12 protein-coding genes are annotated in these 13,793 nt (G+C 39.4%); 10 read left to right on the forward strand and 2 right to left on the reverse strand.

Features of this window, described 5'->3' with window-relative positions; translation table 11 throughout:
- From NML69_RS05135 to NML69_RS05145, 3 genes are all read left to right on the forward strand, one after another.
- On the forward strand, positions 1 to 975 hold a 975-nt coding region (locus tag NML69_RS05135), incomplete at its 5' end, for a collagen binding domain-containing protein (protein ID WP_254725528.1).
- Between the two features lie 592 nt (positions 976 to 1,567).
- Entirely contained in the window at positions 1,568 to 4,930 is a 3,363-nt protein-coding gene (locus NML69_RS05140) for a Cna B-type domain-containing protein (protein ID WP_254725529.1), read from the forward strand.
- Positions 4,931 to 5,135: 205 nt separating this feature from the next.
- The gene (locus NML69_RS05145) at positions 5,136 to 5,876 is read left to right on the forward strand and encodes a class I SAM-dependent methyltransferase (protein ID WP_198459435.1); all 741 of its coding nucleotides are present in this window, start codon (positions 5,136 to 5,138) and stop codon (positions 5,874 to 5,876) included.
- An 83-nt stretch (positions 5,877 to 5,959) separates the two neighbouring features.
- Here NML69_RS05145 and NML69_RS05150 read toward each other — a convergent pair whose 3' ends face one another.
- Entirely contained in the window at positions 5,960 to 6,319 is a 360-nt protein-coding gene (locus NML69_RS05150; RefSeq protein ID WP_070567053.1) for a DUF3397 domain-containing protein, read from the reverse strand.
- Positions 6,320 to 6,410: 91 nt separating this feature from the next.
- On the opposite strand from NML69_RS05150, the gene NML69_RS05155 reads away from it, so the two are divergent.
- From NML69_RS05155 to NML69_RS05175, 5 genes are read left to right on the forward strand one after another with little or no spacing between them, the layout of a single operon-like run.
- On the forward strand, positions 6,411 to 7,349 hold the full coding sequence (locus tag NML69_RS05155; RefSeq protein WP_254725530.1) for a TIGR01212 family radical SAM protein: 939 nt from the start codon (positions 6,411 to 6,413) through the stop codon (positions 7,347 to 7,349).
- A gap of 1 nt (position 7,350) precedes the next feature.
- Positions 7,351 to 7,908, forward strand: coding sequence for a class I SAM-dependent methyltransferase (locus tag NML69_RS05160; RefSeq protein ID WP_084849124.1), 558 nt, complete (start codon positions 7,351 to 7,353; stop codon positions 7,906 to 7,908).
- Positions 7,901 to 8,155, forward strand: coding sequence for a hypothetical protein (locus tag NML69_RS05165; RefSeq protein WP_000361094.1), 255 nt, complete (start codon positions 7,901 to 7,903; stop codon positions 8,153 to 8,155). The genes NML69_RS05160 and NML69_RS05165 overlap by 8 nt, the downstream gene beginning before the upstream one ends.
- 11 nt (positions 8,156 to 8,166) lie before the next feature.
- Entirely contained in the window at positions 8,167 to 10,221 is a 2,055-nt protein-coding gene (locus NML69_RS05170; protein ID WP_254725531.1) for a sodium:proton antiporter, read from the forward strand.
- A 29-nt stretch (positions 10,222 to 10,250) separates the two neighbouring features.
- Complete coding sequence (locus NML69_RS05175; RefSeq protein ID WP_254725532.1) at positions 10,251 to 11,111, forward strand: YihY/virulence factor BrkB family protein; 861 nt, start codon at positions 10,251 to 10,253, stop codon at positions 11,109 to 11,111.
- A gap of 69 nt (positions 11,112 to 11,180) precedes the next feature.
- Here NML69_RS05175 and queA read toward each other — a convergent pair whose 3' ends face one another.
- Positions 11,181 to 12,209 (reverse strand): tRNA preQ1(34) S-adenosylmethionine ribosyltransferase-isomerase QueA, encoded by a 1,029-nt coding sequence (gene queA / locus NML69_RS05180; protein WP_254725857.1) that lies wholly within the window; start codon positions 12,207 to 12,209, stop codon positions 11,181 to 11,183.
- A 150-nt stretch (positions 12,210 to 12,359) separates the two neighbouring features.
- Here queA and NML69_RS05185 point away from each other — a divergent pair, with 150 nt between their 5' ends.
- Together NML69_RS05185 and NML69_RS05190 are read left to right on the forward strand one after the other, a co-directional pair.
- Entirely contained in the window at positions 12,360 to 13,067 is a 708-nt protein-coding gene (locus NML69_RS05185) for a glucosamine-6-phosphate deaminase (protein ID WP_254725533.1), read from the forward strand.
- A 102-nt stretch (positions 13,068 to 13,169) separates the two neighbouring features.
- Complete coding sequence (locus NML69_RS05190) at positions 13,170 to 13,787, forward strand: class I SAM-dependent methyltransferase (protein WP_254725534.1); 618 nt, start codon at positions 13,170 to 13,172, stop codon at positions 13,785 to 13,787.
- The last annotated feature ends 6 nt before the right edge of the window (positions 13,788 to 13,793 follow it).

Genomic DNA, 13,793 nt, shown 5'->3' on the forward strand with positions numbered 1-13,793 from the left:
GCACCAGGTACTTACACTTTCCATGAGGAAGCCGCTCCAACCGGATACCTCAAAGTAACGGACATCACTTTCCAAGTCAAACATGACGGCACAGTAGAAGTAACCAATGTCGGCGAGAAAGACTCTAAGGGTGAAGACAACAAGGTCGTAACCAACGGCTCAACTGTTACAGTAACGGATAAAGACGATGATAGTCCAAAAGCCATTACTTTCAGTAAAGTTAACCTTGGTGGTACAGAAATCGCAGGCGCTCAAATCAAGATCTACAAGGGCGATAAGGCAGAAGGCACAGCCGTAGAAAGCTGGACTTCAGAAGCTGGTAAGTCTAAAGATCTCAACTTGGCTCCAGGCACTTACACCTTCCATGAGGAAGCCGCTCCAACTGGTTACCTCAAAGTAACGGACATCACTTTCCAAGTCAAACATGATGGCACAGTGGAAGTGACAAATGTTGGTGAAAAAGACTCTAAAGGTGAAGACAACAAGGTCGTAACCAACGGCTCAACTGTAACAGTAACGGATAAAGATGATGACCTTCCACGTAAGATTACCTTCAGCAAGGTAAATCTAGCAGGTGAAGAAATCGCGGGCGCAAAAATCCAAATTTTCCGTGGAGAAAAAGTTGCAGGTAGTCCTGTGGCTGAATGGACTTCAAAAGCCAATCAATCACATGTACTTGATTTGACTCCAGGAGTATATACTTTCCATGAAGAAGCCGCTCCAACTGGATACTTAGCAGTAACAGATATTACATTCCAAGTTAACTACGACGGAACTGTAACAGTGGTAAATGCTAGTGGAAATCAGGTTGAGTTTAAGGATGGTAAGTTAGTAGTAACGGACCAAACTGAACCAGAAAATCCTAACCTACCAAACACTGGAAGTGAATCTGGACAAGCTGCATTAGCAGCAGGTTTAGCTCTTCTAGCTTTAGGTGCAGGTCTTGTAGCAACTAAACGAAGAAAAGAAGACTAATCTCATTTAGTAGCCAATAAGTACAGTAAAGAAAGATCAGGGATAACCCCCTGGTCTTTTTTTATGGTTCAGAATAATGAAATATGCTAAATTAAACTATTTATCAGGATGGGATATGACTATTACTAGATTTCTTCTGAGTTTTACTTATATAAAATAGTTTGGATAATTATTAAGGTGTATCAAACTTATAAATAAATGGAATGTTTTGTGCAATGTTTCTTTCTGTTTGTTTAAAAGGGGAGTTGTTCGTATGTGTACACTATACTTAAAGAAACTATAGTGTGATGAAAGAATTAGTTTTTATGGCAATAATTTTACACTGTGTCAATATTTTCAAAAGGCAATAACCTCATAATATTACAAAAAAAGTTAATTTTGTTTTATAATGAAATTAAAGGAGGTTTCTATATTAAAAATAGAACAAATATGATAAATATTGCACTCACATATAGTTATGAAACATGTTAATATGATGTAACTTATTCAATAACCCTCATGGATTTCAACGAATTCGAAAGGAGATGAGTGTTGAGATTTTATAATCATAGTTTGTCGTTTTAATGTTTTCGGTAATTTAGAAAGGAAGATTATGAAGAACAAGAAATTTTGGTTACCCATCCTAACTTCTCTGGCCTGTTTGCTAGGGATGATCTTTGCTCCAAATTCAGTTCAAGCAAAGGAACTGAAGAACGTTATCAGTAATATTGGAATTTGGGAGGTTGATAATGGTAAGTTTATAAAACCAGATGCGAATGGTGTTTATACACTTTCTCCTGAACATCATAACTACTCAAATTATAAATTCACTGTTGATTACGATTTGAGTGCCTATGATGGTAAATTAGAGGACGGTGATACCTTTACCTTTACTGTTCCGAGCCCTTTAACTGTTAGAAATGAAACTTTTGATTTAAAAGATAAGGAAACAGATCTAGTTATCGGGGAAACTCAAATTGTATCAAACGGGGATAATAATGGTGGTAAGGCAACTATTACATTAAAAAATCTGAAAACCTATCTTGAGAAAAAAGGTGGCTATCAAGTCCAAAACGTTAAAGGAAATTTCTTTGTTGGTTTTAGTTCTAAAAATGAATTAAGCAATGAAACACTCCGTTTTGATAAGACGGAAACCATAAATGAAATTACCCATCAAATCAAGGTTAAAAAAGGTGATACGGCTGATTATTCTGAAGGAATTGGTCGAGCTAATTTCAATAAATATCATGGTTTGATTTACAAAGAGGATTGGACATCAAAGGCTCTAAATAAGAGTGGAAAATACTTACACAGCTGGTATGTTCGTGTTAATCCGAAACAAGCAGCCTATAATAAAATTGAAATTCATGACTGGGTAGATCCAAATGCTTCACCAATGCAGATGATTCCTGAAACATTTAGCGTCACAGCAGGTTGGTATGATCAATATTATTACTTTAAAGATGAAGTGGTTTTAGAAGCTGGTAAGGATTACCAAGTAAAATGGAATGATTCTTACACAGAATTTACTTTAACAATTAACAATGCATCTTCAATTCTTGCGAAGAACGGTAAACCAGCAGCATTTCGAATTCATTATAAAACAAGTGCTCCAGCAGATGGCACGCAAGTCCAAAACAATGCTGAAATGAAGGGTGATGACCAGATTCTTACATATGACGACTATAGTAATAAGACAGTTGTTAAGCAAATCGGAAACTCAGTTGTTGCTTCTGGCGGTACAATTCAGTTAGAAACAGGTTACCGTATCATTCTTTACAAGGTCGACGAGCTGACTCATGACCGTCTAAAAGGAGCAAAATTCAAGATTACTCCTCCAGCAGGAGCTACGGCTAAAGAGGAAATTGTAACGACAAATGATGACGGAATTGCTGAATCATCTATTTACTCAGAAAGTGATATCAAGAAAGGGAACTTTACAGTAACTGAGGTTGAGGCTCCTGAGGGATATGAGTTAAATCCTACTCCATTTGAGATGACTGTTGGACAAGACGGAGCTATCAAAACAGTTACAAATAAACGTAGCAAAGCTAAAGCTAAGATTAAAGCTAATAAAAAACTTACAGGACGTGAGTTGAAGGCTGAAGAGTTTGAATTCACTTTAACAGACCAAGATGGTAAGGTGAAAGAAACTGTGAAGAATGACAAAGACGGAAACATTGCTTTCTCAGAATTGGAATTCGACAAAGCAGGGACTTATACCTTTAAAATTGCTGAAAAAGCTGGCAGTGATACAAGCATCAAGTACGACACTAAAACTGTTACGGCTACAGTTACTGTAGCGGACAAGGGTAAAGGTGCACTTGAAGCAACTGTTTCTTACGACGACGAAAAAGCTTTCGAGAATACTTACACTCCAGCAAAAACGGAAGTTCCTGTGAAGAAAGTATGGAACGATGAGAACAACCAAGATGGTAAACGTCCAACTTCTGTCACAGTTAAATTGCTTGCAGATGGCCAAGATACTGGAAAAACACTTGAATTGACTGAAGCAAATGGTTGGGCTGGAAGCTTCAAAGACCTTGATGCTGATAAAGGCGGCACACTTATCCAGTACACTGTAGTAGAAGTAACTGTTCCTAGTTACACTTCAGAAGTTACTGGTGACGCTGCATCAGGATTCACCATCACAAATAGCTATTCTCCAGAAACAGTTGATGTAAAAGCAACTAAGAACTGGGATGACGCGAACAACCAAGACGGCAAACGTCCAACTAAGATTACAATCAATCTTTTAGCAGACGGTAAGAAAGTTGATTCGAAAGAAGTTCAAGCAGCCGCAGATGGAACTTGGACTGTCGAATTCACGAAATTAGCAAAATATAAAGCTGGTAAAGAAATCAAATACACTGTAACAGAAGAAGCCGTAGCCGAATACGAATCTACAATTACAGACTTTACCATCACAAACAAATATGCTCCTAAAGAAATTGACTACAAGGTAACAAAAGTATGGAACGACGCTAATAACCAAGACGGTAAACGTCCTGAGTCCGTAACAGTTCAACTTTATAAAAAAGTAGGAAATGCAGATCCAGTAGCCGTTGAAGGTAAGAAATTGACCTTAACAGCTGAGGAGAAGACTGATGATAACACTTGGGTAGCATCCTTCACCAATCTTCCACAATACGAAGCTGGAAAAGAAATCACCTATTCTATCAGGGAAGTGGATGTACCAGCTGGTTACGAAGCCTCTGTGACTGGTCAAGTAGTTACAAACACTTATAACCCAGAAACAGTTGTTCTTTCAGGAACTAAGGTTTGGAAAGATAACAACAACCAAGACGGTAAACGTACAAGATCTGTGAAAGTTCAAATTCTTAACGGTGAAAAAGTTGTTCAAGAAATTGAAGTTTCAGAAAAAACTGGCTGGAAGTTCGAATCTAAAAAACTTCCGAAGTATGAGAATGGTAAAGAAATCAAGTATACTGTCAAAGAAACTGCTATGACAGAATACAAAGCAACCATCACTACAGACAAGGATGGCAAGTACACCATTACCAACGAACATACTCCAGAAAAAACAGCTGTAAAAGGACATAAGATCTGGAAAGATGAAGATAATAAAGATGGCATCCGTCCAGCATCTATCACAGTAAAACTTCTTGCAGATGGTAAGGAAACTGGTCAGACAGCTACAGTGTCAGAAACAAGTGGCTGGACTTATGAGTTTACAGGTCTTGATCGTTATCAAGAAGGTAAGGAGATTGCCTACATTGTTGAAGAAGTGAATGTTCCAGATGGTTATACAGCTTCAGTAGAAGGTTACAACATTACAAATACGCACACTCCTGAAAAACCAACACCTGGCAAACCAAATGAGCCAGGAAAACCTAAAAAAGGTGGGGAATTGCCTAATACAGGAAGCGAGTCTAACCAAGCGGCTCTAGTAGCTGGATTCGCCCTTCTTGGATTGGGAACAGGATTCTTGGCAAGACGCAAAAAAGAAGATTAAGTTTTTTAAACGGTATCTTTTACTAAATTTGCAACACGTTTTAAAAGTAGAAACAAGTGTCAATGGAAATTGGCACTTGTTTTTTTGTAACTGACCCTGGTTCTACTACCGGATACAAGTGGATAGTTGCCACTTACTAAAAAGCTATTGTTTTTGCGATGAATTCCACTATAATAGATGACAAATAGAAAAGGAGATGTTGCATATGATTGAAACAAGATTACAAGATAAATTGAAGGCAGGTTTAGAGGTGGAAAATTTTCAAAAAGATGGCGACATCTATCTGTCTCTTAATCCTGATTATCTATCTGGAGATAATGCTAAATACATGACCATGTATAACCGTATGGCTCGCTGGTATGATATGGGTGAAAAATGGATAGGACCACTTCTCCACGGCAAGGCAATTGATAAGTTGAGAAGGGATCTGATGGAGGAAATAGAATGGAAAGATAATTTATCTGTTCTTTATGTCTCTATCGGGACTGGTCAAGACCTCCGTTATATCCCTGAGACAATTGACCTGAAAAGTTTAGACTTTGTAGGGGTAGATATTTCTATCGGTATGTTAGAAAAATGCCAGAAATCTTGCGCTAAAAAGACTAATTTGCAACTTTTCCATGCTTGCGCGGAGGATCTACCCTTTGCGGATAATAGTTTTGACATTGTCTACCATATTGGCGGAATCAATTTTTTCAATGATAAGGCCAAGGCTATGCAGGAAATGCTACGAGTGGCGAAGCCAGGAACCAAGCTTTTAATTGCAGATGAGACGGCTGACTATGTGGATCAGCAATATAAGAAAAATCATTTTAGTAAGGATTATTTTAAAGATGCTACTGTTGATTTGAGTGAAATTGAGAATGCTGTTCCAAGCGAAGTTAAGGAAAAGGAATTGAAACTTCTTTGGGATGGAAAATTCTACGCCTTGACATTTAGGAAATAAGATAAAGTATCTTGGTAGAGCTTAGAAAACAAGGTATGAAGATAAAAACATTCCCTTAGACAGCTGTCTGAGGGAATGTTTTTTTATGGGAGCATCATCAATTCGACAACCATTGCTATGTAGATGATTAAGGTAAGGAGAAAACCAGCTCTCCAGAAAAACTTGATGAATTTAGGGTAATAAAAACTTCGTTTTTTGACAAGGAAAAAGACTACAAGGAGGATTGCTAGGAGAGAAAGTGCGACTCCAAGTCGCGGTAGAAAGTTGTGGGTAAAAGCTTTAGCAGTAATCAGATAGTACTCGAATACCAACAGTGGAAAAGCTAGATCCGCGAAATTAAATCCTATTTTCCTAAGTCCGAAAAGCTTGGTGACAATAAAGCAAACCACCAAGGTTAATATCAATAATAAAATAGATGCTATTTTCATTAAAATCATACCCATATTGTATCATAAAAAAACGCTAAAGGAAATGAGAAACAAGGGAATTTGTTGGAAAGTCAGGCTTTTGAGATTGTAGGTGTTTTTTGTTATAATGAAAGTTATGAAATCTTATAATACCTTGAATGATTATTATCGAAAACTTTTCGGAGAAAAGACTTTCAAAGTTCCCATTGATGCGGGATTTGACTGTCCAAATCGGGATGGAACTGTAGCCCATGGTGGTTGTACTTTTTGTACGGTTTCAGGTTCTGGAGATGCCATCGTGGCACCGGATGCCCCTATCCGTGAGCAATTTTATAAGGAAATTGACTTTATGCACCGCAAATGGCCAGATGTTCAGAAGTACTTGGTTTATTTTCAAAATTTTACCAACACCCATGAAAAGGTGGAAGTGATTCGGGAGCGATATGAGCAGGCTATCAACGAGCCAGGTGTAGTAGGAATCAATATCGGAACGCGCCCAGACTGTTTACCCGACGAAACCATCGAGTATTTGGCTGAGTTATCGGAGCGTATGCATGTGACGGTAGAATTGGGCTTACAGACTACTTTTGAAGCAACCTCTGACCTTATTAACCGTGCCCATTCTTATGAATTGTATGTTGAAACTGTAAAACGCTTGAGAAAATATCCCAAGATTGAAATTGTTTCCCATTTGATTAACGGTCTTCCTGGGGAAACCCATGAGATGATGGTTGAAAATGTTCGTCGCTGTGTCACGGATAATGATATTCAAGGAATTAAGTTGCACTTGCTTCACCTCATGACCAATACACGGATGCAGCGAGATTACCACGAAGGACGCTTGCAACTGATGAGTCAGGACGAGTATGTCAAGGTCATTTGTGACCAACTGGAAATCATACCCAAGCATATCGTCATTCATCGAATCACAGGAGATGCACCGAGAGATATGTTGATTGGTCCCATGTGGAGCCTCAAAAAATGGGAAGTGCTAAATGCTATTGAAACTGAAATGAGACGCCGCGGAAGTGTGCAAGGATGCAAGGCTGTAAAACAGGAGTTTTAAAATGAAAAGACCACTTGAGATGGCGCATGATTTTTTGGCGGAAGTTGTGACAAAAGAGGATATCGTAGTGGATGCGACCATGGGTAATGGACATGATACCCTTTTTCTAGCCAAGCTAGCCAAGCAAGTCTATGCCTTTGATATCCAGGAGCAGGCTTTGGAGAAGACGCAAGAGCGTTTGGATCAGGCTGGAATGACAAATACCCAGTTAATCTTGCAAGGTCATGAGACGCTTGATCAATTTGTGACAGAAGCTAAGGCAGGGATTTTTAATCTTGGTTATTTACCTTCTGCTGACAAATCCGTCATCACCCAACCTCAGACTACTATCGAAGCATTAGAAAAGCTGTGTCATTTGCTTGTCAAAGGGGGGCGGATTGCTATCATGATCTACTATGGTCATGAGGGAGGAGATACTGAGAGGGATGCTGTATTGGAGTTTGTTAGCCAGTTGAACCAACAAGAGTATACAGCTGCCATTTATCGGACTCTCAACCAAGTTAACAATCCACCGTTTTTAGTTATGATTGAAAAATTAGAAAGGTATAGACATGGATAAACAATACCTTCGTGAGAAGCTTGAGGCAATGCGCCAAAATTTTGTCGAGTCAACGCATCACGAGCGAGCAGTCGGGGTGCTCGACGAAGCACATATGAGCAAGAAAATGCTTAAAATTAAGAAAAAATTAGTAGCTCTTGAAATGGAACGGTGCCAGAAAAAAATTGAGCACAAAGACTGCTCTAAGATTGATCAGAAAATCCAAGAGCAAAAGGAGATTTTTGAATCTTGTTGTAAAAAAGATTAAGGAGGAATTGTGTGGAATTACTCATTTACTTGATTCTATTTTTATTTGTCTTAATCATTTCAACTACGACCAATAAACTTCTGCCTTTTTTGCCCCTTCCTCTTGTACAAATCCTTTTGGGGATTGGGATTGGTTTATTTGTTCCCGATGCGGACTTTCATCTCAATACAGAGCTGTTTCTGGCCATGGTTATTGGTCCCTTACTTTTCCGGGAGGCAGAAGAAGCGGATATTACGTCCATTTTAAAGCATTGGCGGATTGTCGTCTTTCTGATCTTCCCTGTGATTTTTATCTCGACCTTAAGCTTGGGGGGCATGGCTCACTTCCTTTGGATGACTCTTCCTTTAGCTGCCTGTTTAGCAGTTGGAGCGGCACTTGGACCAACAGATTTGGTTGCCTTTGCATCTCTTTCTGAACGTTTTCGTTTTCCCAAACGGGTTTCTAATATTCTAAAAGGGGAAGGACTCTTAAATGACGCTTCTGGTTTGGTTGCCTTTCAGATGGCTCTTGCTGCTTGGACAACAGGAACGTTTTCTTTCAGCCAAGCTGGAACTTCCCTAGCACTTTCTATACTTGGTGGTTTTGTAGTCGGTTTTGTGACGGCTATGGTCAATCGTTTCTTGCATACCTTTTTACTGAGTGTGCGAGCGATAGATATAGCCAGTGAACTATTGCTAGAGTTAAGTTTGCCACTCATGACTTTTTTTATCGCAGAAGAGTTTCATGTTTCAGGGATTATCGCAGTAGTGGTTGCAGGGATTTTGAAGGCCAGTCGTTTTAAGAAGATTACGCTCCTTGAGGCTCAAGTAGACACTGTGACGGAGACTGTCTGGCACACCGTGACCTTTATGCTAAATGGATCAGTCTTTGTTCTCTTGGGAATGGAATTAGAGTTGATAGCGGAGCCAATTTTGTCTAATTCTCTCTACAATCCCCTTCTTTTACTGCTTTCAGTTGTCGTTCTGACCTTCTTGCTTTTTGCGATCCGCTTTGTCATGATTGCTGGTTTTTACTTTGTGAGGACGCGTCGACTCAAGAAAAAAATTCATAAGTACATGAAAGATATGCTTCTTTTGACATTCTCTGGTGTCAAAGGGACAGTATCTATCGCGACCATTCTCCTCATACCAAGTCATTTGGAGCAGGAATATCCTTTGTTGCTCTTTCTTGTAGCAGGCGTTACACTATTGAGCTTTCTAACAGGTTTATTGATTCTCCCTCACTTATCTGAAGAACAAGAGGAAAGCAAGGATCATTTGATGCATATTGCGATTTTGAATGATGTAGCTGCAGAATTAGAAAAAGAACTGGACCATCACAAGAATAAACTTCCTCTTTATGCAGCTATTGATAATTACCATGGTCGGATTGAAAATCTCATCCTTAGTCAGGAAAATAAAAGAGTCCAAGAGGACTGGGAGTCTCTCAAGCTTCTTATCTTGAGTATTGAGAGTGACGGTTTGGAGCAAGCCTACGAAGAAAATAGAATCAGCGAGCGTGGCTATCGAGTTTACCAACGTTACCTAAAAAACATGGAGCAGAGTATCAATCGGAATTTCGCTTCTAGAGTGACTTATTATTTCCTAGTTTCCTTACGGATACTGCGCTTTCTACTCCATGAAATGTTTACCTTTGGCAAAACTTTCCGTAGTTGGATGAACGAAGAATCTCATAAACTACTAGCAGTTGACTATGATCAGATTTCAGAGTTGTATTTGGAAAATACAGAGCTGATTATCGAGAGTTTGGAAAACCTCAAAGGGGTTTACAAGAGTTCTCTGATTAGTTTTATGCAAGAGTCTCGTCTACGCGAGACGGCCATTATCGGAAGCGGTGCCTTTGTTGAGCGGGTTATCAATCGCATCAAACCAAACAACATCGATGAAATGCTACGAGGCTACTATCTCGAACGTAAGGCAATCTTTGAATACGAAGAGGCTAAACTGATAACAGCCAAGTATGCCAAAAAACTACGCCAAAATGTGAATAATTTAGAGAATTATTCTCTGAAAGAGGCTGCAAATACCTTGCCTTATGATATGCTAGATTTAATCAGAAGAACTTAGATGATGATGAAAATGACGGAGGATGAAACATGAAAAAGTGGTGGAAAGAGCTGATGAACAGGCCCTTATTGAAAGCTTTTTTGCATTATTATCAAGCATCTGATAGTGAGTTGACCAGTGTTGCGGTTGCCTACTATTGGTTGGTTTCAATCTTTCCTTTACTAATGATAATGGTCAATATCTTGCCTTATTTTCAGATTCCGGTCTCAAATTTCTTACTGACAATCAAGGAATTTTTGCCTGATACAGTGTATGATGTGGTCGCCAAGATTGTCCGAGAAGTTCTGACTCAACCATCAACTGGTTTGCTGAGTTTTGCCGTTTTATCTGCACTCTGGACCTTTTCGAAATCAATGGATTTCCTCCAAAAAGCTTTTAACAAAGCCTATGGAGTGACCAAAAGTCGAGGGATTATCTCCCATCAGTTGATGAGTTTGCTTGTTAGCCTCGGCTTGCAGATTCTTTTTGCCTTGGCCTTGTTTTTGAGTATGTTTGGTCGTATGTTGCTCAACCTCCTCAAAACTTACTGGCAATCAGATAGTCCGTTATTTTCCTACCTGCAAGATTTTACAGGCCCTCTGGTCTATGCCTTGATCTTTGCCATTCTAGTCATGATTTACTATTTCCTTCCAAAAGTAAAAGCACCACGAATCCGCTATGTTTTACCAGGAAGTGTCTTTGTTTTGCTAACTCTTATCGGTTTATTGAATATCTTTTCTGTCTATTTTAATAACTATGTCAATCACCTAGTGGATGTCCGATTTTTCAGTTCCATCATCGTGGTAGTCATGATGTTCTGGTTTATTCTTATTGCTAAGATTTTGATTATTGGAGCAGTTATCAATGCCAGTGTTCAAAGTTTGAAAGATCCAACCTTTACAATAAATTAACTAATAAAGTTATCCATTACAAAACGCATAGAATCAAATCTGATTCTATGCGTTTTTTGCTTATGAGAATTAATAGATAAACATGGCATCGCCGAAACTGAAGAAACGATAGTATTCTTGGATGGCATGGTGATAGGCATCTAGGACTAAGTCACGGCCTGCAAAGGCAGAAACCAACATGACGAGAGTTGATTTTGGCAGATGGAAGTTGGTTGAAAAGGCATCCACAACCTTCCATTCGTAGCCTGGTTTGATAAAGATATTGGTCCAACCAGAATCTGCTTGGATTTGCCCGTCAAACTTGGAACCAATAGTCTCTAACGTGCGGATAGAGGTGGTTCCGACAGCAATGACGCGGCCACCATTTTGCTTGACAGAGCGAAGGGTGGCAGCTGCTTCCTCAGAAAGTTGATAGAATTCTGAGTGCATTTCATGCTCGTCCAGATTGTCCACAGAAACAGGTCTAAAAGTTCCTAAACCAACGTGGAGAGTCAAATAAACTAAATGGACACCCTTGGCTTGGATTTCTGCTAGCAGTTCTTTGGTGAAGTGGAGGCCAGCAGTCGGTGCAGCAGCAGAGCCACTTTCTTTAGCGTAGACCGTTTGATAGCGTTCACGGTCATCTAGTTTTTCGTGGATGTAGGGCGGTAGTGGCATTTCACCGAGACTTTCCAAGACTTCTAGAAAAATTCCTTGGTATTCAAAGCGGACAATGCGGCCCCCGTGGGTCAATTCTTCCGTGATGACAGCGCTGAGGCGACCATCACCAAAGTTGACACGAGAACCAACCTTGAGGCGTTTGGCAGGTTTGGCGAGAACCTCCCACTCATCTCCACTGGTATTTTTGAGTAGGAGAAGCTCCACATGGCCTCCAGTTTCTTCCTTTTGACCATAGAGGCGGGCAGGGAGAACACGGGTGTCATTCATGACAAGAGCATCACCAGGTTCCAGCATATCGATAATAGAGTGGAAGTGTTTATCCTTCATTTCTCCCGTTTCACGATTAACGATAAGGAGTTTGGAGGCATCTCGTTTTTCAAGGGGCGTTTGGGCAATTAATTCCTCTGGCAAGTGGAAATCAAAATCAGCAGTATTCATTTTTTTCATCATTCTTTCTAAGTTCTAATCTTATCCATTATAACACGTTTCAAGTTTGGGCGCTCTTTTTTTAGAAATTAAATCGTTTTCACTTGACAAAAATTGGTCTATACCATATAATGAATATAGATTAAAACGGAGGATGAAAAGATGAAAGTTATTAAAGTTGAAAATCGAGTTGAAGGTGGAAAAGTTGCTTTTGAGATTTTGAAGGAAAAATTGGCCAATGGTGCTCAAACATTAGGACTTGCGACAGGGAGCAGTCCGCTTGAGTTTTACAAGGAAATCGTTGAGAGTGACCTTGATTTTTCAAATCTAACCAGTGTAAACCTTGATGAGTATGTAGGACTTGACGGAGACAATCCTCAGTCTTACCGCCACTTTATGCAAGAACACTTATTCAACCAAAAACCATTTAAAGAAAGTTTCTTGCCTCGTGGGATTAAGGACAATGCTGAAGCTGAAGTAGAACGCTACAACCAAATTTTGGTTGACCATCCAGTTGATTTTCAAATCTTGGGAATCGGTCGCAATGGACATATCGGATTTAATGAGCCAGGAACTGCCTTTGATAGCCAGACACACCTTGTAGACCTAGACCAGTCTACAATTGAAGCCAATGCTCGCTTCTTTGACAAGATTGAAGACGTTCCAACTCAAGCCATCTCAATGGGGATTAAAAACATCTTGGATGCAAAGTCAATTATTCTCTTTGCTTATGGTGAGTCGAAAGCAGAGGCCATTGCTGGAACAGTATCAGGCCCAGTGACTGAGAATCTCCCAGCAAGTAGCCTACAAAACCACCCTGATGTGACTATTATTGCGGATGCTGAAGCGCTCAGCTTGCTTGAAAAGTAAAATGACAAGAACCACTTGCTCTTTGGAGTGAGTGGCTTTTTACTTCAATTGTTCACTATCCTGTTAAAGTGGTATAATATAGCTATACGAGGAGGATCGATTTTGATTTATATAATTGGTTTTATTTGTTTTTTACTTTTAATGTTACTATTTAGTCGCTTAATTCAGCAATCAAAGAACCCTTCGGGCTTTCTAGGAAAACGAATGATGAAATTGTGGAATAGAGCCTACCTCCCCATGTTTGTATGGGCAATTCGTCATCTGGATAGGACATTTTACCCTGTAATCTTAGATGTGGGAGTTGGAAATGGTCGTTCAACCATCCTACTGAAAGAAACTTTTCCGCAAAGTACCATAACTGGAATCGATATTTCAGATACTGCAATAGCTCAAGCCAAACAGATAGAGATGACTAATCTAAATTTTGAACGAAGAGATGTTAGTGAGACAGGATTTTCTGATGAAAGTGTTGATTTAATCACAGCCTTTCAAACTCATTTTCATTGGAGGGACCTAGAGGCTTCTTTTATGGAACTTCGAAGAATACTCAAATCAGACGGGATGCTCTTACTGGCTTGTGAATATAACAAGTTGTCTTACTTTTTACCAGAGGTCCAAAGCGAAGAAGCATTTAGACGATTCTTGTTATCAGTAGGATTTGAGCTCGTAACTAGTCAAAGAAAGGGATCATGGATTCTTTATAAAATTGTTAAAAATTAATGGAGG

Origin of the sequence: Streptococcus sp. CF8-6 (assembly GCF_024295845.1) — a bacterium.
Lineage (GTDB): Bacteria > Bacillota > Bacilli > Lactobacillales > Streptococcaceae > Streptococcus > Streptococcus oralis_BO.

Excerpts from the sequence above, each read along its gene's own strand:
- NML69_RS05140 (WP_254725529.1), top strand. The coding sequence starts at position 1,568 with ATGAAGAACAAGAAATTTTGGTTACCCATCCTAACTTCTCTGGCCTGT.
- NML69_RS05145 (WP_198459435.1), top strand. The coding sequence starts at position 5,136 with ATGATTGAAACAAGATTACAAGATAAATTGAAGGCAGGTTTAGAGGTG.
- NML69_RS05150 (WP_070567053.1), bottom strand. The coding sequence starts at position 6,319 with ATGGGTATGATTTTAATGAAAATAGCATCTATTTTATTATTGATATTA.
- NML69_RS05155 (WP_254725530.1), top strand. The coding sequence starts at position 6,411 with ATGAAAGTTATGAAATCTTATAATACCTTGAATGATTATTATCGAAAA.
- NML69_RS05160 (WP_084849124.1), top strand. The coding sequence starts at position 7,351 with ATGAAAAGACCACTTGAGATGGCGCATGATTTTTTGGCGGAAGTTGTG.
- NML69_RS05165 (WP_000361094.1), top strand. The coding sequence starts at position 7,901 with ATGGATAAACAATACCTTCGTGAGAAGCTTGAGGCAATGCGCCAAAAT.
- NML69_RS05175 (WP_254725532.1), top strand. The coding sequence starts at position 10,251 with ATGAAAAAGTGGTGGAAAGAGCTGATGAACAGGCCCTTATTGAAAGCT.
- queA (WP_254725857.1), bottom strand. The coding sequence starts at position 12,209 with ATGAATACTGCTGATTTTGATTTCCACTTGCCAGAGGAATTAATTGCC.
- NML69_RS05185 (WP_254725533.1), top strand. The coding sequence starts at position 12,360 with ATGAAAGTTATTAAAGTTGAAAATCGAGTTGAAGGTGGAAAAGTTGCT.